We start from the raw sequence: 25,747 nt of genomic DNA on the forward strand, positions 1-25,747 counted from the left end.
AATGACGTGTGTCCATTCACACGTCATTTCTTAAGTCATTTATAAAGATAGAACCCGAAAACGGAACTGTAAAATTTCAAAACCTGGTATTCTCTCCTGCTCATTTTATTTAGGCAGCAAGGTATTTCCCATCAAATAGCGGTCCACTTCATGTGCAACCTGACGTCCCTCGTTAATTGCCCAAACGATTAGGCTTTGCCCTCTTCTGGCATCACCTGCAGCAAATACACCTTCTACGTTTGTACGATACTCACCATAAGCTGCTTCAATCTTTTGGTTGTTTGCACTAACACCCAATTGATTCAAAAGCGGCTGCTCTGTGCCCTCAAACCCAATTGCAATAAAAACAAATTGTGCCGGCCATACTTTTTCAGTACCTGGAATTTCTTTAAAATAGAATCGGCCATTATCATCTCTTAATTTTTCCATTTGAATGGTGTGAAGTTCCTTTAAGTTGCCGTTTTCATCCGCCACCATTTTCTTCGTTTGGATCGAATACTGACGGGGGTCTTCACCAAACTTGGCTTCTGCCTCTTTATACGCATAGTCCATGGTAAAAACATTGGGATAGGCTGGCCACATATTTCCTGAAGTACGCGCTTCAGGTAATTGTGGATGTTTGCCAAACTGAACCACACTTCGGCAGTTTTGACGCAAAGCGGTTGCCACACAATCCGCTCCCGTATCACCACCGCCAATCACGATAACATCCTTGCCTTCCGCATTGATAAACTGACCATCCTCAAAATTCGTATCCAAATAACTCTTCGTCGCCTTGGTCAGGTATTCCATGGCGTAATGAATCCCTTTCGCCTCTCGCCCTTCAATTACTAGGTCTCGCTGTTTTTGAGCACCAGTACAAATAATCACGGAATCGAATTGTGCTTGCAGTTCTTCAGCAGTAATATCTTTTCCAACCTCTGTATTCGTAACAAACTTGATACCTTCTTGGGTTAATAAGCTGATTCGACGCTCCACGACTTCTTTATCAAGCTTCATGTTTGGAATGCCATACATGAGTAATCCACCAGCACGGTCTGAACGTTCAAACACCGTTACCGAGTGACCAGCTTGGTTTAGTTGATCAGCACTGGCTAATCCAGCAGGACCAGAACCGATAATCGCCACTTTTTTCCCCGTTCTGCTTGCTGGAATCCGAGGAGTAATCCAACCATTTTCAAACCCTTTATCGATAATCGCTTGTTCAATGTTTTTAATTGTTACTGCTGGATCTGTTATTGCCAAAGTACATGAACCTTCACACGGCGCTGGACATACCCGCCCGGTGAATTCCGGGAAATTATTCGTTTTAAGCAAACGTTCAAGAGCTTCTTTCCATCGGCCGCGATAAACCAAGTCATTCCATTCAGGAATGAGATTATGAATCGGACAGCCTGATGTTGCTCCTTGAATTTCCATCCCCATATGGCAGAAAGGAGTGGCACAATCCATGCACCGTGCTCCTTGTCTGCTTAATGTTTCGTCCGAAAAAGGCAGGGAATACTCTTTCCAGTCGCTTACACGCGTTAGGGGGCTTCGTTCTTTACCTTTTTCTCGATAGTAATCCATAAATCCTGTTGTTTTTCCCATCTTCCTCTCCCCTTCCTTAGCGTAGTACAGCTTCTGGCTGTTTAGTTGTAGTATTTTTCTGTTTGGAAGAATTGGCTAAAAATGCATTCATAATCGCGTCTTCTTCTGTTAAACCTGCATCCTTTTGCTTTTGAATTTGCTCCAACATGCGTTTATAGTCCTTAGGAATGACTTTGTTAAATTTCCTGACATGATTTTCCCAGTTTTCTAGAACAAAACCTGCTTTCACACTATTTGTATAATAGAAATGAGTTTGAATCATTTGCTTCAGTTCAATCTCATCGTTTTTCGTCAACGACTCAATTTCAATCATCTCTTGATTACATAACTTCTTAAAGGCATCTTGATCATCCGCTAATACATACGCAATTCCACCGGACATTCCCGCAGCAAAGTTTTTGCCTACATCACCTAAAATAACAACGCGTCCGCCTGTCATATATTCACAGCCATGATCACCAATTCCTTCGACAACCACGTTCACACCGCTATTACGGACCGCAAATCGTTCGCCGGCACGGCCATTTATATACGCTTCACCACTTGTCGCACCGTATAAGGCAACATTCCCAGCGATTACATTTTCACCAGCCAATAGTTTAGAAGATTCGTCTGCTTTAACAATCAATTTTCCACCTGATAAGCCTTTTCCTAGAAAATCGTTGACGTCGCCCGTAATCTCTAATGTCACTCCGTTCGGAACAAAAGCTCCAAAGCTCTGCCCTGCAGAACCTGTAAACCTCATAGTAATGGTGTCTTCAGGCAGACCCGCTTCGCCATAACGCTTTGATACTTCACTTCCGACGATTGTACCTACGACACGGTTCACGTTTGTAATCGGGAAACTCACATCGACTGGAATTTGATCTTGTAATGCTGTTTGAACTGCCGGCAAGATTTTTTGAATATCAAGCGACTCGTCAATTTTGTGATTTTGTGGTGTTGTAAATGTACGAACACCCTCTGGCTGATGAAGCAATGGAGTTAAGTCTAAATCCTTTGCTTTCCAGTGTGCTTTTGCACGGTCACTCATTTTCAATACATCCGTCCGGCCGACCATTTCGTCTAATGTTCTAAAGCCAAGCTCCGCCATTAGTTCTCGAACTTCTTGAGCAATAAAACGCATATAGTTGACAATATAATCTGCTTCTCCTGTAAACTTTTTGCGAAGCTGCGGATTTTGCGTGGCGATTCCAACTGGGCACGTATCTAAATGACAAACGCGCATCATCACACATCCAAGTACGACGAGCGGTGCAGTCGCAAAAGCAAACTCCTCTGCCCCAAATAATGCAGCCATTACCACATCTTTTCCAGTCATTAATTTACCATCTGTCTCAAGGACAACACGATCGCGTAAACCATTTAGCATTAACGTTTGGTGCGCTTCGGCAAGCCCCAGTTCCCATGGTAATCCTGTGTGCTGGATACTAGTTTTTGGAGATGCTCCGGTTCCACCATCATAACCACTGATGACAATGACATCGGCGGCACCTTTGGCCACGCCGGCAGCAATCGTACCAACTCCACCTTTGGAAACAAGCTTTACGCTGATTCGCGCATCTCGGTTGGCATTTTTCAAATCATGAATCAGCTGGGCCAAATCTTCAATCGAGTAAATATCATGGTGCGGCGGTGGTGAAATCAACCCGACGCCTGGTGTGGAACCACGAACATCAGCAACCCATGGATAAACCTTGTTGCCCGGAAGCTGTCCGCCTTCCCCCGGCTTTGCTCCCTGTGCCATTTTAATTTGGAGCTCATCCGCATGGACAAGATAATGACTTTTCACTCCGAACCGTCCGGAAGCAATTTGCTTTACTGCGCTGCGGCGGTTATCGCCATTTTCATCCAAGGTAAAGCGGCGTGAATCTTCCCCGCCTTCACCCGAGTTGCTTTTACCGCCTAAGCGATTCATCGCAATCGCCAAAGTTTCATGCGCTTCCTTACTAATTGATCCAAACGACATCGCCCCTGTTTTGAAACGGCGGACAATGGAATCAACAGATTCAACCTCGTCTAAGGATAAGGACTTTCTAGTTTCATCAAATGAGAACAAATTCCGTAAGAATCCAATTCTCTCCTCATTTGCAAGATTGGAATACTTTTTAAATAATTCGTAATCGCCCTTTCGGCAAGCCCATTGCAGTGTATGAATCGTTCCAGGGTTAAAGGCATGATGTTCCCCTGTTTTTCTCCACTGGAAGTTACTTCCTGAATCTAATGTTTGATCATACGAATCTGCGTATGCCATTGTATGGAGCATTTTTGCTTCTTCGGCAATCGTATCTAATCCAATACCGCCAAGCTGCGTAACGGTTCCTGTAAAATAACGTTCAATGACTTCTCCGCTAATGCCAACCGCTTCAAAAATTTGTGCACCGCGATAACTTTGGACGGTTGAAATCCCCATTTTGGACATCACTTTTACGACGCCTTCAGTCATTGCTTTTACATACTTACCTACCGCTTCTTCATAGGTGAACGGTAAACTTCCATCTAAGATAGCATGCTTATAGGTTGCGAATGCAAGATACGGATTGATGGCATCTACACCATATCCAATTAGGGCAGCCAAATGATGGACCTCACGTACTTCACCCGATTCAATAATAATGCTTACCTTCGTTCTGCTACCCTCACGAATCAAATGTTGGTGAAGAGCACTTACTGCCAATAACGACGGAATCGCTGCTTCTTTGTTATTCATTTGACGGTCAGATAAGATTAGTAGACTTACACCATCATGGATGGCGGAATCTGCCTCTTTGCAAATCCTCGCAAGACTGCCTTCCAGATTTTCATTGAACAGAATATCAATGACCTTACTCTTAAAATCAGGTGAATCCAATGATTTCAACTGCTCTAATTCACCATTGGTAATGACCGGTGTATCAAGTTGAATTCGACGGCAGTTTACGGGTGAGGGTTGTAATATATTTCCTTCAGCGCCTAATAACGTCATCGTTGATGTGACAATTTCTTCACGAAGTGAGTCAATGGGCGGATTGGTTACTTGAGCAAATAATTGCTTGAAATAGTTAAACAATGATTGCGCACGCTCCGATAAAACCGCTAATGGCATGTCATTCCCCATTGCCCCAATTGGATCTTTTCCTTCATTTACTACTGGAACCAAGTATTTTGAAATATCTTCGTAGGTATAGCCAAATGCTTTCTGGCGAATGAGTAAATCCGATAGAACCTCTTCTTCGTTGGATGTATCTTCATTTAAACGAACAAGCTGTTCGTCCAACCATTGCTGATAAGGAAGTGCTTCAGCCATCTCCGTTTTTACTTCTTCATCGGAAATAATCCGTCCTTCTTCTAAATCAATCAACAGCATTTTCCCTGGGCTTAAACGATCCTTATATAATACTTTTTCCGGTTCAACATCAATGACGCCAACCTCTGATGAAAAAATAATATAATCATCATCCGTAACGTAATAACGAGCTGGACGTAGGCCATTCCTGTCTAAAATCGCCCCTATTTGTTTACCGTCCGTAAAAGAAATAGCCGTTGGACCATCCCAAGGTTCCATTAAGCAGCTATGATACTCGTAAAAAGCTCTTTTATCTTTGTTCATATGTGGGTTTTCTGACCATGGCTCAGGAATCAGCATCATAGCAGCATGAGCAGGTTTACGACCCGCCAGTACCAAGAACTCAAGCGCATTATCTAATATCGACGAATCACTTCCATCGGTATCCAAGATAGGAAGCACCTTTTGCAAGTCCTCTCCAAATGCTTCCGACACAAATTGCTTTTCACGCGCCTTCATCCAATGGACGTTGCCGCGAAGTGTATTAATTTCTCCATTATGAATTAGGTAGCGGTTTGGATGAGCCCGTTCCCAGCTAGGGAACGTATTTGTACTAAAGCGGGAGTGCACTAAAGCAAAAGCCGAAACAAAACTCTCATCCTGTAAATCCAGATAAAATCTATCTACTTGTTCCGGTGTTAATAACCCTTTATATACAATCGTTCTGCTTGATAGGCTGGCAAAATAAAAACGTAATTCAGATTCCATAGCCCATTGCTCAGATTGTTTTCTAATGATATATAATTTACGCTCAAAAGATAATTCATCCGAAAGCTCTTCGTTTGCTCCGATAAATACTTGGCGGATATACGGGCGGCTTTGCTTAGCTGTTTCTCCGATGGTTTCAGCATTGACAGGCACAGTCCTCCATCCAAGAACCGTCTGCCCTTCTTGTTCAACCAAATAATTGATATAGGATTCTATTTTTTTCCTTTCGAAATCATTATTTGAGAAAAAAAGCATCCCTACTCCGTATCGACCTTTTTCAGGTAATTGGACGTTCTGAAGGGTATTACGGAAAAACTCATCTGGAATCTGGACCATAAGTCCGGCGCCATCTCCTGTTAATGGATCACTTCCTTGTCCGCCGCGGTGATCTAGTTTACAAAGCATGCTTAGTCCTTTTTTTACAATCTCGTGAGATGCGAGCCCTTTAATGTGGGCATACAATCCAATCCCACATGCATCATGTTCATATTCTGGGCGGTAGAGACCTTGTGCTTTTGGTAGTTGATGAAATGTCATTACTATCTCCCCCGTTCTTAATTTTCCGATAAATCAGTATGATAGTAATTTTATGTTTTATTATACATATAAACAATATATAATTAAGATTAAATCAATCTCATTTTTATATGAATGGAGGGTTTTAAGGTGGAACTACGTCAATTAAGGTATTTTATGGAGGTTGCTGAGCGCGAACATGTAACCGAGGCGGCCGAAAATCTCAATGTCGCACAGTCCGCCGTAAGTTTTCAGATTGCTAAATTAGAAGATGAGCTCGGTGTTCGTTTATTTGAACGAACCGGAAGGAACATTAAGTTAACGCAAATTGGAATGATCTTTTTAAGCCATATAAAAAAAGCGGTAAAATTAATTGATGAGGCAAAAGAAAAGGTGGATGAGTATTTAGACCCTCAGTCAGGCACCATTAAAATTGGATATCCAACAAGTCTAGCAAGCTATTGGCTGCCAACCGTTATCTCAGCCTTTCGAACAAAACAACCAAACGTTGTGTTTCATTTGAAGCAAGGCTCTTATCAATACTTAATTGATGCCGTTAAAAATGGCGAAATTGATCTAGCGTTTATTGGGCCTGTCCCTACTAAGGATCCTGATATTGAAACCAAGATACTATTTACAGAAAACATTTCTGCTTTGCTTCCTTCCAACCATGCCCTTGCCGACCGAAAAAGAATAGAACTAAAACAATTACGAAACGAATCCTTCGTTTCATTTCCACAGGGGTATATTCTTCAAAAAATTGCCATAGAGGCGTGCAAAGAAGCAGGATTTGTACCAAATATCACCTCTGAGGGAGAGGATTTGGATGCCTTAAAGGGACTGGTATCAGCGGGGATTGGTGTATGCCTCTTACCAGAAAGCACAGTATATGACTCCATGCCACGATATACGGTAAAAATACCAATTGACTCCCCTCAAGTAAAAAGAACAGTCGGCCTCATCACACCAAAATATAGAGACCTGGCACCATCCGAAAACCTCTTCTACCAATTTGCAATTGATTTCTTCCGTGTATTAGAGCAGTTTCAATAGATTGGGTGTCAGGCACCATTAAAAGACACTTTAGCACATTTATCCATATGGGGTGGACATTACAGTCTTCTTCCTTTTTCTGTGGTAACAGGGACAAGAGATTTATCAATCATAAACGATATGAAAGACAAAAGTAGCCGCAGTATCAAAAGATTTGTCCTTCATAAGCGGTATGAAGGACAAAAACCACTGCAGTATCAAGAGATTTGTCCTTCATAAGCGGTATGAAGGACAAAAACCACTGCAGCATCAAGAGATTTGTCCTTCATAAGCGGTATGAGGGACAAAAGCCACTGCAGCATCAAGAGATTTGTCCTTCATAAGCGGTATGAAGGACAAAAACCACTGCAGTATCAAGAGATTTGTCCTTCATAAGCGGTATGAGGGACAAAAGCCACTGCAGCATCAAGAGATTTGTCCTTCATAAGGGTCGCTTATGACACGTTAATAATAGTCAACGAAATGCCTTAGATCCTATATCTGTTCGGTAATGAGCACCTATAAAAGATACCTTTTCTACGGATTGGTAGGCCAAATCTCTCGCTTCTTGCAAATGGTCGCCAATGGCAGTGATCCCCAGGACTCGCCCGCCATTTGTTAGAATTTCTCCATCCTTTGCGGTGGTGCCAGCATGGAATGCAATAGTCGGAAAAGTTATATGTTCCAATCCTTTGATCACTTGTCCTTTTTCGTATGGTCCCGGATAGCCAGCTGAAGACATAATCACGCAAACAGCAGACTTGTCTTTCCATTTCACCTCTACATTTTCTAATTCTCCGGTAAGACTTGCCAGCAAGATATCAAGTAAATCTGTTTCAAGCAATGGAAGAACTACCTGTGTTTCCGGATCGCCAAATCGTGCATTATATTCAATTACCTTTGGACCAGATTTTGTCAGCATCAAACCAGTATAGAGGATTCCCTCATATGGGGAACCTTCCTCTACCATAGCTTTTGCCGTTGGTTCGACTATTTCATGAATAATCCGCTCAACCATTGATGGATCAATATGTGGTAAGGGCGCATAAGTTCCCATCCCACCAGTGTTAGGACCCTTGTCAAAATCATATACCGGCTTATGGTCCTGTGCCGGAACCATTGCCTTTACAGTAGTCCTATTTACAAAAGCGAGCAGGGTTAATTCTTCTCCTTCCAAAAATTCCTCTACAACCACCCTCGCCCCCGCCGAGCCAAAGGAAACTTCTTGCATCATACTTTGAAGTGCTTCTTCTGCTTCTTCTAATGTTTTTGCCACAACCACACCTTTTCCTGCGGCTAAACCATCCGCTTTGATCACGATTGGTGCCCCTTCACCGCGGACAAAGGAGAGTGCATCCTCATAGTTAGTAAAAGAAGAATATTTAGCTGTTGGAATCTGGTACTTCATCATTATTTCTTTAGCGAACGCCTTACTTCCCTCAATCAATGCCGCTTCCTTTGTAGGTCCATATACCGCTAAACCCTGTTCTTTAAAATAATTGACAATACCCAATGAGAGCGGCTCTTCAGGTCCAACAAAGGTAAGATCAATTTGTTCCTTTTTAGCAAAATCAGCTAATATCTCTATTTCTGAAACAGCGATTGAAACACATTCTGCTAACTCTGCAATCCCAGGATTGCCAGGAGCACAATAAACTTGAGTAACTTTAGGACTTTGAGACAGTTTCCAAACAATCGCATGCTCTCGGCCGCCTCCCCCTATGACTAACACCTTCATTTCGTCTTACCTCCTAGTGTTTAAAAATCAATGCTCTTGTCATTCCGCAGCCTCCATATTCGCCAGCCTTTGGATCACTTCTGGTAATAATTTGTGCTCCTGCTCCTGAATCTTTTTTATCAATGTTTCTCTGGTCTCTTCCGAATCAATTATTACGGCTCGCTGCTCGATAATCGCTCCTGTATCCATTCCTTCGTCCACAAAATGGACCGTGACTCCGGTTACCTTTACCCCATAATCGAGCGCTTGACCAATGGCATCTTTTCCTGCGAAAGCTGGTAATAGAGACGGGTGGACATTGATTATTTTCCGATCGAATGCATGAAGTAAAACATGACCTAACAGTCTCATATATCCAGCCAGTACGATAAAATCAACCTCTAGTTGAGTTAACTTTTCAAGGATCTCTTCTTCATAGGCTTGTTTATTTGGATAATCTTTTGCAGTAAAAGAAAAAACCGGGATTGATTCATTAATAGCCGTGCGGACTGCAAGAGCTTCAGGACGGTCACTGACCAGTAAACCCACTTCAACGTTATTGATTTTTTTTGATTTTATGGATTCTAGAATCGCAACAAAATTAGAACCCGTACCAGAAGCAAAAACGGCAATCTTCATACTTACTCCTTCTTGAATACGACTTCTTCGTTTCCTTTTTGAACTGTACCGATTACAAACGCATCTTCACCCAACGTTTCCAAGTGATCCAAAACGCCCCGAGAGTCCTCAGTATCGACCACTAAAATCATCCCAATTCCCATATTAAAAGTTCGGAACATATCATAATCAGATATTTTACCTTTTTGTTGGATAAAGGAAAAAATCCCCGGGACCTTCCATGATCCATCCCTAATTTCAGCCTGTAAACCTTCTGGTAAAATTCGTGGAATGTTATCATAAAAACCCCCGCCTGTTACATGTACCATTCCAGTGACATTAAATTTCCGTATCGTTGAAAGGACCGATTTCACATAAATTTTGGTGGGTTCAAGCAACACTTTTCCCAATTCAGTCCCCAATTCCTCCACAAAATCATCTAATGAGAGTTTAGCATCCTCCAATAGAATCTTTCGGACAAGTGAAAACCCATTGCTATGTATACCACTTGAAGTTAACCCAATGAGTGTTTGGCCTTCTTTTACTTTTGTTCCATCAATAACATGTTTTTGATCAACCATACCTACCGTGAATCCAGCAATATCATATTCCTCATCCTGGTACATTCCCGGCATCTCGGCAGTTTCCCCGCCAATTAGTGAACACCCCGCCTGAACACAGCCATCTGCAATCCCCTTAACAATCGCTTCAATTTTTTCCGGAATGATCTTACCACATGCTAAATAGTCTAGGAAAAAAAGAGGCTCGGCCCCTTGGACAATGACATCATTCACACACATGGCAACCGCATCGATTCCAATCGTATCATGCTTGTTCATGGCAAAAGCAATTTTCAATTTGGTTCCTACTCCATCCGTTCCAGAAACAAAAACAGGCTCTTCCATCTTCGACAAATTTGGTTTATAAAGGGCCCCAAAGCCTCCTAGTCCCGTTAAAACCTCTGGCCGGAAGGTTTTTTTTACATGTTTTTTCATTCGTTCAACTGCTTCATTTCCCGCATCGATATTGACTCCAGCTTGGCGGTAAGCATCACTCATTCGTTTCTCTCCTTTACGGTAAACTTGCAGAGATTTTCTGCATGTTGAGCTTTTTTAATAATCCCGAACGCATAATGTTAGGAATAGCATTCCGCCAGGCTTCTGCCAATTTAGTAATCGGCCCGGAAATGACGGTCTTACCATTATGTGTAATTGAAAGTTCCTGACCTTTCACATGACCGATTTCTTTTAGTGGCACATCCAGCTGTTGCGCCATTTTCTTAATCTTCTCAGCATTTTCCGGAGCAACGGAAAGAATGATCCGAGATTGGGATTCACTAAAAAGGCTAAAGTCTGTTCGAAGTTCTTCGGTTACTTGAATTTCGGCACCCAACTTCCCACTTATACAGCTTTCAGCTAAAGCAACTGCTAAACCGCCTTCTGCTGTATCATGAGCTGACTGCACCAATCCTTCTTGAATCATTTTAAGCGTAAAACCTTGTATCTTCTTTTCCAAATCAAGGTTTAACTGCGGCGGGCGCCCTTCGATCTTACCTGTCATTATTTTTTGGTATTCCGACCCGCCTATTTCTGCTTTGGTTTCCCCAATTAAAAAAATTAAATCTCCTTCTTTTTTAAATTCTTGGGTAGTAATATGTTCGATATCCTTAATTAACCCTACCATGCCAATGGTTGGTGTTGGAAAAATAGCTTCTCCTTTTGTCTCGTTATATAAGCTGACATTCCCACCAATTACAGGAGTATTGAGTTGACGGCATGCTTCACTAATTCCATCTGCTGCCTTTTCAAACTGCCAGAAAATTTCCGGCTTTTCCGGACTTCCAAAGTTCAAGTTATCAGTAATAGCTAAAGGCTCGGCGCCCGAACAAACCACATTACGGGCCGCTTCAGCTACCGCAATAGCTCCTCCAACAAACGGATCAAGATAAACATACCTTCCGTTGCAATCCGTTGTCATCGCCAAGGCTTTCCGTGTTCCACGGATTGCAACTACAGCCGCATCCGATCCAGGTATGACAGCGGTATTTGTTCTAACCATATAGTCATACTGTTGATATACCCACTCTTTACTGGCAATCGTAGGTGATGCTAGCAATTGCTGCAGAACAGAGTTATAATCCTTTGGCTCTTTGATGGATGCAGTTATGTCTAATGATGCATATTGTTCATAATACGGCGCCTCTTTCGATGGCTTACAATACACTGGCGCATCTTCTGCAAGCTTGTCCGCGGGGATTTCCGCCACGACCTCTCCCTTGTGAAGTAAACGGAGTTGGTTATCATCCGTCACTTTGCCGATCACAGAAGAGTGGAGTCCCCATTTATCAAATATCTTTTTTACTTCCCCTTCTTTTCCTTTTTTCGCCACGACCAGCATTCTTTCTTGTGATTCGGAGAGCATCATTTCGTAGGCATTCATTCCTTTTTCGCGCTGTGGAACGAGATCAAGGTCCAATTCAACACCATTTCCCGCTTTACTGGCCATTTCAGAGCTTGAGCTGGTTAACCCTGCCGCCCCCATATCTTGTATCCCAACCACATGACCAGAGGCGATTAATTCAAGAGTGGCCTCAAGCAACAATTTTTCCATAAAAGGATCGCCCACTTGGACGGCTGGACGTTTCGCTTCGGAATTTTCACTCAACTCTTCTGAAGCGAAGGTAGCTCCATGAATTCCATCCCTGCCGGTAGCGGCTCCAACATAAATGACAGGATTACCAATCCCTTTAGCGACGCCTTTTTGAATTTCATCATGGTTGATTAAACCCACACACATGGCATTCACAAGGGGATTCCCTTCATAGGAAGCATCAAAGTAAATTTCCCCACCAACCGTTGGAATGCCCATACAGTTACCATATCCGGCAATACCCGCGACCACATTTTCAAAGATATATTTCGTTTTTGGGTTATCAAGTTCGCCAAAACGCAGCGAGTTCAATAAAGCGATCGGGCGGGCACCCATGGAAAACACATCACGAATAATCCCGCCAACCCCCGTTGCCGCACCTTGATAAGGCTCAATGGCGGAAGGATGATTGTGGCTTTCAATTTTAAACACGACGGCTTGATTATCACCGATATCAACAATACCTGCCCCTTCTCCAGGGCCTTGCAAGACGTGCGGGCCGGAAGTCGGAAATCGTTTAAGAACAACCTTCGAATTTTTATAACTGCAATGCTCGGACCACATGACACTAAATATGCCGGTTTCCGTATAATTGGGTTTCCGCCCAAGGATTTCAATTACTTTATCAAATTCATCATCAGTTAATCCCATTTCCCGATAGACCTTCTGGTGGGCGATTTGCTCAGGAGTTGGTTCTTTATGCTGTACCATATTGTTTCCTCCAGTAACTTAAAATAGATGAAAACATACGTTTTCCGTCATCTGTTCCCAGCCATTTATGAACCGCACGTTCCGGGTGGGGCATTAATCCTAAAACATTTCCTCTCTCATTGATGACCCCTGCAATCTCAGAAATCGACCCATTTGGATTCGTCCCTTTATACCTGAATACGATTTGATTGTTCTTTTCTAATTCATCCAATGTCTCTTGATCACAGTAATAATTACCATCGCCATGGGCAATCGGAATACGTATCGTTTCGCCTTCCTGATAGTCTAATGTGAACGGAGTTTGGTTGTTTTCTACTATTAAATCAATGAAGTCACAATGAAATTTTAACCGTTGATTTCTTCGTAAAGCACCTGGCAAAAGATTAGCTTCTGTTAGAATTTGAAACCCATTACAGACACCAAGAATCAATTTCCCTTCTTCAGCGGCTATTTTCACCTGCTCCATAACAGGAGACAAGCTCGCAACAGCCCCTGGACGCAAATAATCCCCGTAGGAGAACCCCCCTGGAACTAGAATTGCATCATATTTTGATAGGTCCGTTTCAAGATGCCATACATATTCGACAGACTGTTCAATCGTATCTAACACTGCTTTATACATATCTACATCACAATTTGAACCAGGAAAAACCAGTACAGCAAAGTTCATCTTATTCCCCTCCTATCCTTCCTGCTTGGTAAGATCAAACCGAAAGTCTTCAATTACGGTATTGGCTAACAGTTTCTCACACATATCCTTTACGCGTTCTTCTACCGCCTTTTGATCATCGCTATTAATTTCAAGCTCCATGTATTTCCCTATTCGGACATCTCCAACTTCATCATATCCAAGAGAATGCAACGACTCATGAACGGCATTCCCTTGTGGATCTAGTACACTTTCTCTTAAGGTTACAAATACTGTTGCTTTAAACATTGACATTACCCCCAATTCTCCGTTGTATTTCTTGATAGGCTTCCTCAACGTTCCCTAAATCCCGCCTAAACCGGTCTTTATCTAACTTTTCCTTTGAATGGGCATCCCAAAAGCGACACGTATCCGGTGAGATTTCATCCGCTAAGATAATAGTGCCTGCTGGGGTTTTTCCAAACTCTAATTTAAAATCAACTAAGATAATATCTTTGTTTGAAAGGTACTCTTTTAAAATCTCATTGATTTTTAGAGCTTGTTTTCGAAGTTCAACCAATTCTATCTCTGAAGCGAGTCCAAGAATGGCAATATGATCATTGTTAATCAAAGGGTCCCCCAATTCATCATTCTTATAGTAAAATTCCACAATGGGTCCCGGTAGTTCTTTCCCTTCCTCCCATCCTAGCCTTTTTGCAAGGGAGCCCGCCGCAATATTTCGAACGACAACCTCAATCGGGATAATCTCTACTTGATGAACAATCTGCTCTGTTAATGAAATCTTTTTAATAAAATGATTTTCCACGCCTTTCTCTTTTAACAAACTTAGGAAGATCGCACTAATCTCATTATTTAGAGTTCCTTTTCCTGCAATTTGACCTTTTTTCTCGCCATTGAAGGCAGTAGCATCATCTTTATATTCAATCCAATACTTTCCTGGTTCTGATGTTTTGTACACTTTTTTCGCTTTTCCTTCATAAAGCTGTTCTAATTTTTCCATTATTTTTTCACTCTTTTCACTCGTTGGTTATGATTTTAGCAGGACGACTCTAATCCACGTTCCCTTATGACCAAATTCTAAGATCCTTAATTTGCTTGTCTATTTGCTCGAGATTTGAACCTAAAAAATTAATGTGACCCATTTTCCTATTTTCTACGCTTTCCTTTTTGCCGTATAAATGTAGTTTGGCTGTTGGTGGTAACTTCTCTATTTTATCTAGCACTTTATTTAAATGCTGACCTAAAATATTAACCATGATAATCGGACTTAAAAGTGTAGTATCTCCTAAAGGCAGTCCGCATATTGCCCGAATATGCTGCTCAAATTGAGAAGTAATACATGCATCCATTGAATAATGCCCGGAATTATGAGGTCTTGGTGCTAACTCATTTACGATAATTTCACCATCATTCGTAAGGAACATTTCGATTGCAATTAATCCTACTACTTGTAAGGAGTCAGCTATTTTTAATGCTTCAGTTTCCGCTTGAATCCTTTGCTCATCGGTAATTCTTGCAGGAACGAAGGACTGATGCAGGATATTATTAATATGGATATTTTCAACTACAGGGAAAGTCTTTGTTTGACCTTGTGTATTTCGGGCAACAATCACGGATATTTCTTTGCTAAACGGGATAAATTGCTCGATGATCATGTCCAGTCCTGCCTTTTGCCAAGCCTCAATCGCAATTGGAATGTCATCCCTGCTTTTTATAACCCATTGCCCTTTCCCATCGTAACCCCCTGTAGCTGTTTTCATTATGTAAGGAAATCCCATACGATCTATAGCCGTTTCGATGTCATTATCCGAATGTATAACTAAGAAAGGAGCTACTCTCACATTAAAGGACTTTAAGGTGGATTTTTCCAGGATACGATTTTGGGTTATTTTGAGTAGTTCGCTTCCTTGAGGTACATAGGATGTAGTTTCTAAAATGGAGGTTATAGTAGAATCTACATTTTCAAATTCATAAGTAATCACATCTGAGGATTCGGCAAGATCTTTAACAGCTTTGAGCTCAGTATAGGGAGCTGTGATTTGAAAATCTGCCACTTGTCCACATGGTGAGTTAGGTGTCGGATCCAGAGTAATGAAGCGATATCCCATATTTCTACCAGCAATTGAAATCATTCTTCCTAGCTGGCCTCCCCCTAAGATACCAATCGTTGAGCAGGGTTTAATGACGGTCAAAGTACTTTTCCTCCTTCATCCTTTTTTAAGCTCTTCATAATTTTAGGTTTTCCTGAAATGCACTCAAATACTTTTTTAATCAAAAAAATTTCTATAATTTACAAAGCTAATATAAGTTCAACTAGACAATCACAAGGATAAAAATTCTGATTTCGCCAAAAATAATTAAATGAAATCAAGGGGAGGAGTACACATATGGATTCAGAAATGCAGGAGAAATGCGGTGTATTTGGAGTTTTTAATCACCCCCAAGCAGCCCATTTAACATATTATGGACTTCATGCACTTCAACATCGCGGCCAGGAGAGTGCAGGAATTGTCGCTAGTGATGGAAAATCATTCAGGCATCACAGGGGAATGGGATTAGTTACCCAAGTATTTTCACGTGAGATCCTTGATGGACTAAGCGGAAATATGGCCATCGGTCATGTACGATATTCTACTTCTGGGGCAAGTTTACTACAAAACGCACAACCTCTTGTTTTTAAGTACAGTGAGGGTGATTTGGCCGTTGCCCATAACGGAAACCTAGTGAATGCCAATATCGAACGGAAGGTTCTCCAGCAACAGGGTGCCATCTTTCAGACAACTACTGATACAGAAATTATTGCTCACCTAATAGCTCGTTCCAGTAAAAAATATTTTAATGAAACTGGACCAGAAGTTCTTAAGCGGATTGACGGTTCCTTTGCTTTGCTGATCATGACAGATAAACAAATGCTGATTGCCCTAGATCGTCATGGCTTACGTCCCCTTAGCCTCGGAAAAATTGGTGAATCCATTGTCGCGTCGTCAGAAACATGTGGACTTAATGCGGTCGATGCTAAGTTCTGGAGGGATGTTGAACCGGGAGAATGGCTTCTTGTTGACGAGACGGGAATTAAAACAGGCAGATTTGCTGCAAAAGGGGACGTTTCCCTTTGCTCCTTTGAATTTGTTTACTTTGCTCGTCCAGATAGTGTGATTCATGGAAGAAGTGTTTTATCCATCCGAAAAGAATTAGGCCAAATTTTAGCAAAAGAACATCCCACACCAGCTGATGTTGTCGTTGCTGTTCCTGAATCAAGTGTCCCTGCAGCTATGGGTTTTGCCCAACAATCAGGAATTCCATATGAAATGGGAATCATCAAAAATCCCTATGCCGGTCGTTCATTTATTGAACCAACCCAAGAATTACGGGACTTGGCCGTTCGTCTAAAATTAAGTGCTGTTCGTGAGATTCTCGAGGATAAGCGGGTCGTGCTTGTTGATGATTCGATTGTCCGTGGAACGACAAGCAAGCGAATTGTTCAATTGATTCGTCAAGCAGGTGCCAAGGAGGTCCATGTACGAATTAGTTCTCCTATGGTAAGAAATCCTTGTTTTTATGGAGTGGATATGCCAACAAAAGAAGAACTTTTTGCTAACAAACATGAACATGAACGAGCAATGGGAAGTGTGATTGGAGCAGACTCATTAGCCTTTTTAAGTACCGATGGATTATTAGAGGCTGTAGATGTAGATCTGGCAGATACTAGCAGCCGTTGTATCGCCTGTTTTAGTGGTGCATATCCAACTGATTTGTATCTGAAGTGATAATTTTCATTAAACTAGGACGTCTAAAACGGAAGTCCTAGTCTTTATTTTCACGAATAAACCAAACTTTTGAAATTAAGTTTTTCTTTAATAGCAATTAACCACTGTCTTATTAAATAAAAAGAATAAGATAGAGAAAAACCTTCAAAATTTATGAAGGTTTTAGCTTTTTTATGCGAATATTTGATTCCAACCTTGAAAAAAAGAAATAGCTATCCTATTTCTCCTGAAGATATCTACCTAACTAATTATTATCATTTTCATACGCGATAACCACTACTTTTTTTTGTGCTTGCTCACTTATTTTTTCTTCTAGTGATTGAATTTCATTTATCAAATTAGGTGATAGTGAAGCGGCAACATACTGATTTTCTTTATCCATCATAAAAAATCCCTCCAAATAAATAATTATCAAACAGGTTTTAGTATCTCTATTAAAACTCTTACTATTCCTAATTTAAGGTGATAAACCATTATTGTTGTGTTTTTCACGATTTTCTTAAATTTTTTTACCAAGTTTCATTGGTTATTGTTTTACTTCAAATCTTTTTTGAATTTAAATAAACCTTTTAAGTCTTTAAAAACCAAAAAGGGCTACTCCATTTTGAAGTAAGCCCTTTAATGCTGTATTCTATAAATGTTTTTATCTGAATCACTTCACAACCTTGACAGGGTTGAGGTCACAGGTTCGATCCCTGTACAGGTCATCATGTTGGTAGAAACGTTGATATAACGGAGTTTCTACCTTTTTTATTTCCGTTGACGTATGCCTTGCTTTAATCGCAGGGTAGCGCTCGGTTTATGCGCCTATTGTTCCGTTAATTTAACCGACAGGAGGGGTTTTTATTTTGGCTGATAAACGAACAGGAAAGCATATGAAAAAGGAAAGAACAGTTCAAAAATCTGCAGACAATCTAGATTCATTATTTCAGACGTTTAAGGGGATTAAACGTGCGGAAGGCAAAGCGAAAGGAACGCTAGCAATATATATTTCTTAGTTCCGTTCTCCCTAATTGTGAAATATATTAAAATGGCCGTAATCAACCACTTTGATTTTACCTTCTTCGTTTATACCGATATTTTTCCATTTCGGCTTATTCTCTTCGTCCACTATATCACCGGCATGTATTCCGTATTTTTTGAACTTTTCTTTCATGCGGAGTACCTTCTCCCTATTTTCCTCGGTATCAGGAACATTTTTCATCTTCTCCATGATAATCCACCCATATCCATGCTCTTTGACTTCAGCAAGGTACTTTTTCACGGAAGGGGGGGCAAAATTGTATATTACGTCCTCTACTTTATTGCAATTAATTCCTTCTGCATTAGTGGCAACCTTTAAAGCAAAACCATTGTTTAAATCAAATACGACTCGGGACATTCCAAAGCCTATTATATTGTAAGAAAGTCCTATATAATGGTTGTAATTCCACCTTGCCCTTCTTTTAAATGTTTGACTTCCTATTCCTTCTATCCACAATTTAATAAACTTTATATCACTACTAGTCAAAAACATCGCTTTTTCTCCCAAATTCATTCCACCTCACTTTTGAATTAACTTTAAAGAATAGCCTGATTCCTTGTAGCACAAGGGGCCTTAGTTTTTTTATAAGAATTGGTTCATTAAAATTAACTCTAAGCTAGTTGGACTTAATGGAAGTAATCATGGACCAGCCCATTAAACCGTTATCAGCGCACTGCACTCCGATTTATCAGCGTCTGACACAGTTAATTAAACTTGTACATGGAATAATCCTCAAGGATACACCGAACTATTTTTTGTGCAATGTTTCCTCCCTGTAAAATGGATTCTCTTCCAAGAATGCTATTTATTATTGAACAAGGGGTATCAACTAACGTATTTTTTAATAAAATGCTATTTTCAATACTACAATTACGGACAATACATCCATCCTCTATTGCTACATTTGGACCAATAACAGCATCCGTAAGATCACATCCATCTCCGATTATCACATTCCCTATTATTTTACAGCCTTCTATACGGGTGTTAGTGCCTACTTTCAACATTCTGGAATCCGTTTCTGCCAAGAGAAATGAGTTTGCTTCCAGCCATCGATCAAGAGTACCGACATCAAAGATAGGTAGTTTTGTTTTTTCGTAACATACTGTCTGTTTTTGATCAATCAGCCATTGAATCGCATCTGTAATTTCGTATTCACCACGTGTTGAAGGGGGAATTTTATAAATAGCTTCAAAAATGCTCGGTTGGAAGACATATGCCCCCATAATAGCCAAATTACTTTTAGGGTTTGCTGGTTTCTCTTCCAGATTTACTATTTTCCCTTTTTCAATTAATGCAATTCCAAAATCTTGGGGATTAGAAACTTCCCCTAAAAGAACAGTAGTATTTCCTTCTTCGGAAAGCCTAATTAGATTATCTAGCGGTTCAACAAATAAGTTGTCAGCAAGTAACAGGACAAATGGTTCCTGTTCAACAAACTTTTGAATAGAACGAATTGCATGTGCGACACCAAGTGGCTCTGTTTGCTCAAAAACCTTTATATTTTGACGGGGATACATGGCGTCTAAGTGTTCAATAATTTGAGTTTGTGATGGATTGATTACCACCCCAATCTCGTTAACACCTGCATCCCTCAATTTTTCAATACTATGGTCCAGCATGGGGCGGTTCACTACTGGTAAAAGTGTCTTTGGCGTTGTTAACGTAAATGGAAGCATTCTACTTCCTCGTCCTGCACATAGGAGTATTCCTTTCAAATAAATCACCTCAATTAATAAACCATTCTTTATATAATATGAAAACTTGTACAACATATATAGGCATCTTCAACGATCGAACAAAATTTTTTCCATTAATACATATAAAATCTTTTCTGTTCTTTATTTAAAGCGGCAACCTGATCACTTTCACACAGTTAATACTGTTGGTAGGTCGTTGTCAGTTACTTATAATGAAATTCTGCATATATAGTACAAGAAGGACCAGTAATTCAAAGGATTGGGAATGCTTCTAACAAATGATGTTGTAGCAGTAATGTATAAAAATGAACGGCTAGAAGAACTTCCTATTTAAAAGTCCTGAATTGCTGATTTGCAATGAAAAAAATAAGAAAGGATAATGCTGAATGTTTGAAAACGTTTCTATTATTATTCCATTCCAAACAGACAATGGACCAAGAGAGGCCGCTTTTAAATGGCTCGTAAAGTATTATTCGATTGTTATGCCTAAAGCGGAAATAGTCATAGGAACAATTAATGAAAATGATGTGAATAAAGCAAAAGCTGTAAACATGGCCGCAAAAAAAGCAACCAGAGATATATTTGTCATATTGGATGCTGATATTGTTGTTACCCGTGAAATTATAGAGGAATCAATTAAATTACTTGATAAAGCAGCATGGGTTGTTCCGTTTACCAAGATCTATGATGTTCCTTATGAATTGACTAGAAACCTGTTGAAAACAGAACCAACAGGACCTATCGATATTAACAAGGAAAAATGCAATAAAGTAAATTGGCTATATAATGGGTTTGCTGGAAAGATTAACATCATTCCTAGAAAGAATTTTGAAGCAGTAGGAGGGTTTGATGAGCGATTTATAGGTTGGGGAGGGGAAGATGATGCCTTTTCTCATGCAGTTAATACCATTTGTGGTTATTTCGTTAATTATAAGGGCTCAATATTTCACTTGTGGCATCCTTCATCCAGCTATCATTCGAATCCGAACAGTAAAGCTAACATTGCTTTGCTGAACCGTTATATTGAAGCTAGTGGAAATAAGGAAGAAACGATGAGAATTATTAGTGAACGATATCAGCAACAAAGCCTTATCAAACAAACTGAAATAACAAGAAACCCAAAAAGTAAAATTTGTTTCTCTATTTTAGTTCATAAAAACCGTGACCTGGTTAAGCAATTGATTGACAATGTAAAGTACTACTGTCCGAATAGTTCCATTGTTTTATTCAACGGCGGAAAAGACCCCCATTTGTGTGACGGTCTAGATGTACCGGTTTGCCCAACAAGCAGAAAACTTGAGCGGGGATATACCACCATATATTTTCTTGAAACAATGGAATGGATGGAAGAGCTGGGAATCGAATATGAATATTTTATTAATCTTGACTCGGATTCCCTTTTTTTCAGACATGGGTATGAAGAATTCGTCCAAGCACAAATGCAGGGCATAGATTATATGGCCGTGAAGTTAAGGGTACCTGAGAGTGATTGGTACATTGGAAAAGAACTAAAAAAGGACCTGTCAAGATGGAAGGAATTATTTGATGTTAATCCTTTTTTAGGTATTTTTAATGTAGGCCAAATCATGAGAAGATCATTTGTAAGAGCATTGCTTCAATCCGATACAAATGAAAAACTTAAGAAGGCGCTTCAAGAAACAATCTCTTTCGGTACAGATGAATTCCTCTTTGTAAACATGGCTGTTAAACTAGGATTAAGAGTAAAAAGATATCCTAATCAGACAGATTCAAAATTAATTCGTTATCGACCTTATTTTACTCTGGATGAAATAATATACTATATAAATAATATCAAAGAAAGCTGGCTTTGCCACCCGATCACCTTGGATAAGGAAGACCCCGTAAGAAAGTTAATTCAGCATCTAACAATTAAATATACAACGCAATATAGAACAGAAGATTATCCTTGGTTTGGAGTTGACATATCACCATCCCTGTTACTTGAAAGCAGTTTTGGCTATAAAGAAATCGTCGTTCGAATAGGGGGGTCCTTAGTGCATTACTGGAAGGACCCTGATCGTGATGTCTGGAACAAGACTGAAAAATTTGCGAAAGGAATTAAAGGAACACCACTCTTCATAGAGAATAAGGATAAGAATTTTATGGCTGTTTGTAGTTTAGAGACTGGTGGCATCGCCTATTGGATTCGTAAAAACACAGCTAAAGATTACCAGTGGAAAGGACCCTATCTTATTACTGATGAGGATGCAGTACCGATTATGCTGCATCAAAAAGAGAATGAAAGATACCTGCTTGTTTGTAGAACAAGCGAAGGGCTAGTTTGTTGGAAAAGTGTAAAATAAGGGTTGGTCGTAAAGTGAAAATAGTCAAATATAAAGAGCCTTTCATCTCGATTGTGTGAAAGGCTCTCTTTTTAAACACGAAGTCATTATTTAGTTCCGCAAAGACAGGGGAGTCATTCATTTAGTAACGTAACCGACCTTGTTTTTGTAATAAATGGTACATGGCTCCAATCATCCCTGCGTCATTTTGATATTTACAACTTTCAACCGGAACTTTAATGTCTCTCCAAGGATAAATCTTGTCAAGTCCATCGTTAATAGAATCGATCAGGCCTGGTTGGGCGCTCACTCCACCACCAATTAAAATTTTTTGTGGGTTTAAAGTTGCAACTAAGTTAAAAATTCCATAACTATTGATTTTAATCCAGTCATCAAGTAGTTTTCGTACTAAATTGCTTTTAGCAGCTTCTTTAAAAACTGTCTCCCCTTTTATGTTTTCGAATTCACCAATACCCTTCAGATTTTTATAAGAATGAATTAAAGCAGAAGTAGAACCTGTGTGATTCCATAAATCATAGTAATCCTTTCCAGTTTGGGTAATTATAAAACCAATTTCCCCGCCTCTAAAACTGTGACCATTCAAAATTTTCCCGTCAACAAAGATTCCCCCAGCAATACCAGTGCCAATTACTACACAAATAAAATCGGTACAATTTTTTGCGTTACCACTTATTTTTTCTGCTAATGCAGCGCAGTTCCCATCATTTTCAATTTCAACTTGCAGGGAAAACCTTTTTTCCAAAAATTTTTTAAGATTCTGGTTATCTAATGCTGTAATAGCACCCCCTCGTTCGGAATAACCTGTTTTGGGATTAATAAATCCTGGTAAACTAATAGCAACACCACTTAAATCATTATTTTTTTTGTACAGTTTAATGGTCTCTACCATATCTTTTAAAAATATATCTAGATCATTGTTCATGGTTTTGTAGCTATCTTTGGAAAGAATAGTTCCATTCTCTAATAAGAGTCCATGCTTTATTTTTGACCCACCTATATCAAAAGAAAGATATTTTTTCATTTAACTCCCCCTTGTAACGCGTTGCTTTTTTTAGTAAAAACTTAATTTCATACTTTCTTTAATTGAAATCCATTAATCGTAATAAGGGACATGATTTTAATGGTACCGTTTTGATAAAAATGTATGGTCCATTTATTGATTCTATCCACATCTTGGATAGTTTTATGGCTAACGTACCATAATAATGGTTCCTTCATCAGAAGTCGGTTTCTCGAATTCTTTGTATATTTGCTTTAGATAATTTTTAGATAGCCGATTTTGCGCTTTGTTACGTTCTTTACAAGTTTCATAGTCAGTGTCAACATAGTAAATTTCCAAAGTAAGCCCAAATTCTTTAGCGACCTGTATCCATCTTTTACGACGTTCTTTGGTTCTGTTTGTCGTATCAACAATCACTTTATGACCACTTTTAAGTAATGACCTGACCATAAGTTCAGCGGTTCCCCAAACGACTGGTTCAGCCTCTACTTTATAATTTTGCCCATGTAAAGCAAGCCTGATATCATCAAGAGATACACGTACCCATCCTTGCTTCTGAAACAATTTAGCGTATGTTGATTTTCCGCTTAGTGGCATCCCGCACATAATCCCCAGTTTCACTTACATCTCTCCCCAAAAAATTTGCACCTGCATGCTACATATCGCCAATAAAACCCCAGTAAATTAGTATGAAGTGCTTGTACTTCATGTAATGCGAAAGAATGTTGTTTTGAAAGGGACAAATTAACTGTAAAGAATATACAATAAAATATTTTGGTATGATCATATAAAGTTAAAGATCACAATATCGTCCATCAAACCCATACCTATCTGAATTTAAAAGGGGAACGCTTCGTTGGGGATGTTGACAAATGCAGCGATCCCTTTTTCTTGTTGCGCAAACTGAACGTTAGTTATACTTCTTGGGATTTTAATAAAGGCGTGTTCTAGCCATTCATTTTATTCCAACTTAACCTTTGCGTAAAAAGATAGCAGCTATACTCTTCGACAATGTTTCTCTATCTCCTCCCAACTTAACAGAAGCCGATCAATGTCTTCCTCAATGAGCTCTCTTCCTCTTTGAACCTCAATTAATTCAACATCAGTAATGGCCTTAATGGCATGCTTCGCGCCCATCGGTATCTTTAAAACATCACCGGCTTTTATTTGGATAATATCTCCATCCAAGGCGAATTCTCCTACTCCTGAAATAATCGTCCATACTTCACTTCTCTTTTTGTGGGTTTGATAACTTAAATTTTTACCTGAATGGATCCTAATTTTTTTGGTAAGTACGCTATCTTCCTTTTCATAAGAAGTGTAATCCAATACCTTGTACCAGCCCCAACGCCTTTCTTCATACATGGGTCTTTCATTGTTGTTTTCTGTGAATTGTTTGATTCTTGGACTTGCTTGTTTCTCGGACACAAGGATACCATCAGGGCTTGCGGCCACCACTACATTTGATAGGCCTAAAATCGTAATTGGAAGATTCAATTCATTTATTAAATGAGTGTTTTTTGAGTCTTGACTAATGAATCCCTTTCCTAAAACGTTTGTATCGAGCTGTTCCGTTAATGAGTTCCAAGTGCCTAAATCCTTCCATTTGCCGGTATAAGGAACAACGATCAAACTCCCTGTTTTCTCAACTACTTTATAATCAAAGCTGGTCTTTGGTAATTTCTCGAATATGTCAATCATTTTATGGTACTCTAACGGCCATTTTTCATTCGAGATGACAGAAATCATATGCTTTAGCTTAAAAGCAAACACTCCACAGTTCCACAAGGCATTTTGTTCGATCAATTCTTCCGCCAGTTTCAGATTGGGCTTTTCTATAAAACGATCTACATGCAGATAGTTTACTTCTGCCCTCCCTTGATTTTTCGGTATGATATATCCGAATCTTTCATCCGGTTGTGTCGGGCGTACACCCAGTAAGGCTAAGTCCGTGCCAGTTTCATTGATTATTGACTCAAGTTCTTTAATGCGGTGGAAGAACTCCTCTTCCACGAATTGATCCACAGGTATCACACAGATTACTTCTTCTAAATCGACCTTTACTTTGGAATACAAATAACTGCAGGCTAAAGCAATGGCAGGAAATGTATCGCGGCGGCTGGGTTCGGTAATTAAGGGAATATTGGGGCCTAATTGATTTTGAATAATATCCACTTGTGCTCTGCTGGCTGCAATAAAACACAAATCCGCTAATTTAACAGACTTTAATTGTGTCCACATCCTTTGGGCCATAGATTGCAGCTCATTTTTAGGGTTGCGAAGTATCTTCAGGAACTGTTTGGATCTTGAATCATTTGATAACGGCCATAATCTTTTTCCCGATCCCCCTGATAATACAATAATCTTCATCTATTAAGAATCATCCTTTACATTAGTAGTTTTACAAAGATGTTCAA

20 protein-coding genes are annotated in these 25,747 nt (G+C 39.9%); 4 read left to right on the forward strand and 16 right to left on the reverse strand.

Annotated features, from left to right (window positions below; translation table 11 throughout):
* Positions 1–105 precede the first annotated feature (105 nt).
* On the reverse strand, positions 106–1,590 hold the full coding sequence (gene gltD, locus BR30_RS0126085) for a glutamate synthase small subunit (RefSeq protein WP_026567591.1): 1,485 nt from the start codon (positions 1,588–1,590) through the stop codon (positions 106–108).
* Positions 1,591–1,606: 16 nt separating this feature from the next.
* Positions 1,607–6,160: a glutamate synthase large subunit gene (gene gltB / locus BR30_RS0126090; protein ID WP_026567592.1), complete on the reverse strand. Its 4,554-nt coding sequence runs from the start codon at positions 6,158–6,160 to the stop codon at positions 1,607–1,609.
* Positions 6,161–6,289: 129 nt separating this feature from the next.
* On the opposite strand from gltB, the gene BR30_RS0126095 reads away from it, so the two are divergent.
* Complete coding sequence (locus tag BR30_RS0126095) at positions 6,290–7,192, forward strand: glutamate biosynthesis transcriptional regulator GltC (RefSeq protein WP_026567593.1); 903 nt, start codon at positions 6,290–6,292, stop codon at positions 7,190–7,192.
* A 454-nt stretch (positions 7,193–7,646) separates the two neighbouring features.
* On the opposite strand, the gene purD is transcribed toward BR30_RS0126095, so the two are convergent.
* The 8 genes from purD to purK all read right to left on the reverse strand — a co-directional run bounded on the left by purD (position 7,647) and on the right by purK (position 15,707).
* On the reverse strand, positions 7,647–8,909 hold the full coding sequence (purD, locus tag BR30_RS0126100) for a phosphoribosylamine--glycine ligase (protein WP_026567594.1): 1,263 nt from the start codon (positions 8,907–8,909) through the stop codon (positions 7,647–7,649).
* 39 nt (positions 8,910–8,948) lie between these two features.
* Positions 8,949–9,527 carry a phosphoribosylglycinamide formyltransferase gene (gene purN, locus BR30_RS0126105; RefSeq protein WP_026567595.1) on the reverse strand — a complete coding sequence of 193 codons (579 nt, stop codon included), beginning with the start codon at positions 9,525–9,527 and terminating at the stop codon, positions 8,949–8,951.
* Between the two features lie 2 nt (positions 9,528–9,529).
* Complete coding sequence (purM, locus tag BR30_RS0126110; protein WP_026567596.1) at positions 9,530–10,564, reverse strand: phosphoribosylformylglycinamidine cyclo-ligase; 1,035 nt, start codon at positions 10,562–10,564, stop codon at positions 9,530–9,532.
* 13 nt (positions 10,565–10,577) lie between these two features.
* The gene (gene purL / locus BR30_RS34590) at positions 10,578–12,866 is read right to left on the reverse strand and encodes a phosphoribosylformylglycinamidine synthase subunit PurL (RefSeq protein ID WP_051633784.1); all 2,289 of its coding nucleotides are present in this window, start codon (positions 12,864–12,866) and stop codon (positions 10,578–10,580) included.
* Entirely contained in the window at positions 12,853–13,536 is a 684-nt protein-coding gene (purQ, locus tag BR30_RS0126120) for a phosphoribosylformylglycinamidine synthase subunit PurQ (RefSeq protein WP_026567597.1), read from the reverse strand. The genes purL and purQ overlap by 14 nt, the downstream gene beginning before the upstream one ends.
* 12 nt (positions 13,537–13,548) lie before the next feature.
* Positions 13,549–13,803 carry a phosphoribosylformylglycinamidine synthase subunit PurS gene (purS, locus tag BR30_RS0126125; RefSeq protein ID WP_026567598.1) on the reverse strand — a complete coding sequence of 85 codons (255 nt, stop codon included), beginning with the start codon at positions 13,801–13,803 and terminating at the stop codon, positions 13,549–13,551.
* The gene (gene purC / locus BR30_RS0126130; RefSeq protein WP_026567599.1) at positions 13,796–14,515 is read right to left on the reverse strand and encodes a phosphoribosylaminoimidazolesuccinocarboxamide synthase; all 720 of its coding nucleotides are present in this window, start codon (positions 14,513–14,515) and stop codon (positions 13,796–13,798) included. Before purC ends, purS begins: the two co-directional genes overlap by 8 nt.
* A 64-nt stretch (positions 14,516–14,579) precedes the next feature.
* Complete coding sequence (gene purK, locus BR30_RS0126135) at positions 14,580–15,707, reverse strand: 5-(carboxyamino)imidazole ribonucleotide synthase (RefSeq protein ID WP_026567600.1); 1,128 nt, start codon at positions 15,705–15,707, stop codon at positions 14,580–14,582.
* 195 nt (positions 15,708–15,902) lie between these two features.
* Between purK and purF the strand changes: the two genes are divergently transcribed.
* Positions 15,903–17,282, forward strand: a complete 1,380-nt coding sequence (purF, locus tag BR30_RS0126140) for an amidophosphoribosyltransferase (protein WP_026567601.1) — start codon at positions 15,903–15,905, stop codon at positions 17,280–17,282.
* A 244-nt stretch (positions 17,283–17,526) separates the two neighbouring features.
* Here the strand turns inward: purF and BR30_RS36980 are convergent, their stop codons facing one another.
* Complete coding sequence (locus BR30_RS36980; protein ID WP_155928844.1) at positions 17,527–17,667, reverse strand: hypothetical protein; 141 nt, start codon at positions 17,665–17,667, stop codon at positions 17,527–17,529.
* Positions 17,668–18,130: 463 nt separating this feature from the next.
* Between BR30_RS36980 and BR30_RS36985 the strand changes: the two genes are divergently transcribed.
* Positions 18,131–18,280, forward strand: a complete 150-nt coding sequence (locus tag BR30_RS36985) for a hypothetical protein (RefSeq protein ID WP_155928846.1) — start codon at positions 18,131–18,133, stop codon at positions 18,278–18,280.
* 11 nt (positions 18,281–18,291) lie between these two features.
* On the opposite strand, the gene BR30_RS34595 is transcribed toward BR30_RS36985, so the two are convergent.
* Together BR30_RS34595 and BR30_RS0126160 are read right to left on the reverse strand one after the other, a co-directional pair.
* On the reverse strand, positions 18,292–18,813 hold the full coding sequence (locus BR30_RS34595; RefSeq protein ID WP_051633785.1) for a hypothetical protein: 522 nt from the start codon (positions 18,811–18,813) through the stop codon (positions 18,292–18,294).
* 197 nt (positions 18,814–19,010) lie between these two features.
* Positions 19,011–20,081 (reverse strand): sugar phosphate nucleotidyltransferase, encoded by a 1,071-nt coding sequence (locus BR30_RS0126160; RefSeq protein WP_081825584.1) that lies wholly within the window; start codon positions 20,079–20,081, stop codon positions 19,011–19,013.
* A 311-nt stretch (positions 20,082–20,392) separates the two neighbouring features.
* On the opposite strand from BR30_RS0126160, the gene BR30_RS35435 reads away from it, so the two are divergent.
* A complete protein-coding gene (locus BR30_RS35435; protein ID WP_051633787.1) occupies positions 20,393–22,330 on the forward strand; it encodes a glycosyltransferase family 2 protein in 1,938 nt (645 codons plus the stop codon).
* Positions 22,331–22,451: 121 nt separating this feature from the next.
* On the opposite strand, the gene BR30_RS0126170 is transcribed toward BR30_RS35435, so the two are convergent.
* The 3 genes from BR30_RS0126170 to BR30_RS0126180 all read right to left on the reverse strand — a co-directional run bounded on the left by BR30_RS0126170 (position 22,452) and on the right by BR30_RS0126180 (position 25,700).
* Entirely contained in the window at positions 22,452–23,351 is a 900-nt protein-coding gene (locus BR30_RS0126170; protein WP_026567603.1) for an ROK family protein, read from the reverse strand.
* A gap of 168 nt (positions 23,352–23,519) precedes the next feature.
* Positions 23,520–23,936, reverse strand: a complete 417-nt coding sequence (locus BR30_RS0126175) for an ATP-binding protein (protein ID WP_269320650.1) — start codon at positions 23,934–23,936, stop codon at positions 23,520–23,522.
* A gap of 390 nt (positions 23,937–24,326) precedes the next feature.
* Positions 24,327–25,700, reverse strand: coding sequence for a sugar phosphate nucleotidyltransferase (locus BR30_RS0126180; protein WP_026567605.1), 1,374 nt, complete (start codon positions 25,698–25,700; stop codon positions 24,327–24,329).
* Positions 25,701–25,747 lie beyond the last annotated feature (47 nt).

The organism is Bacillus sp. UNC41MFS5 (genome assembly GCF_000686805.1).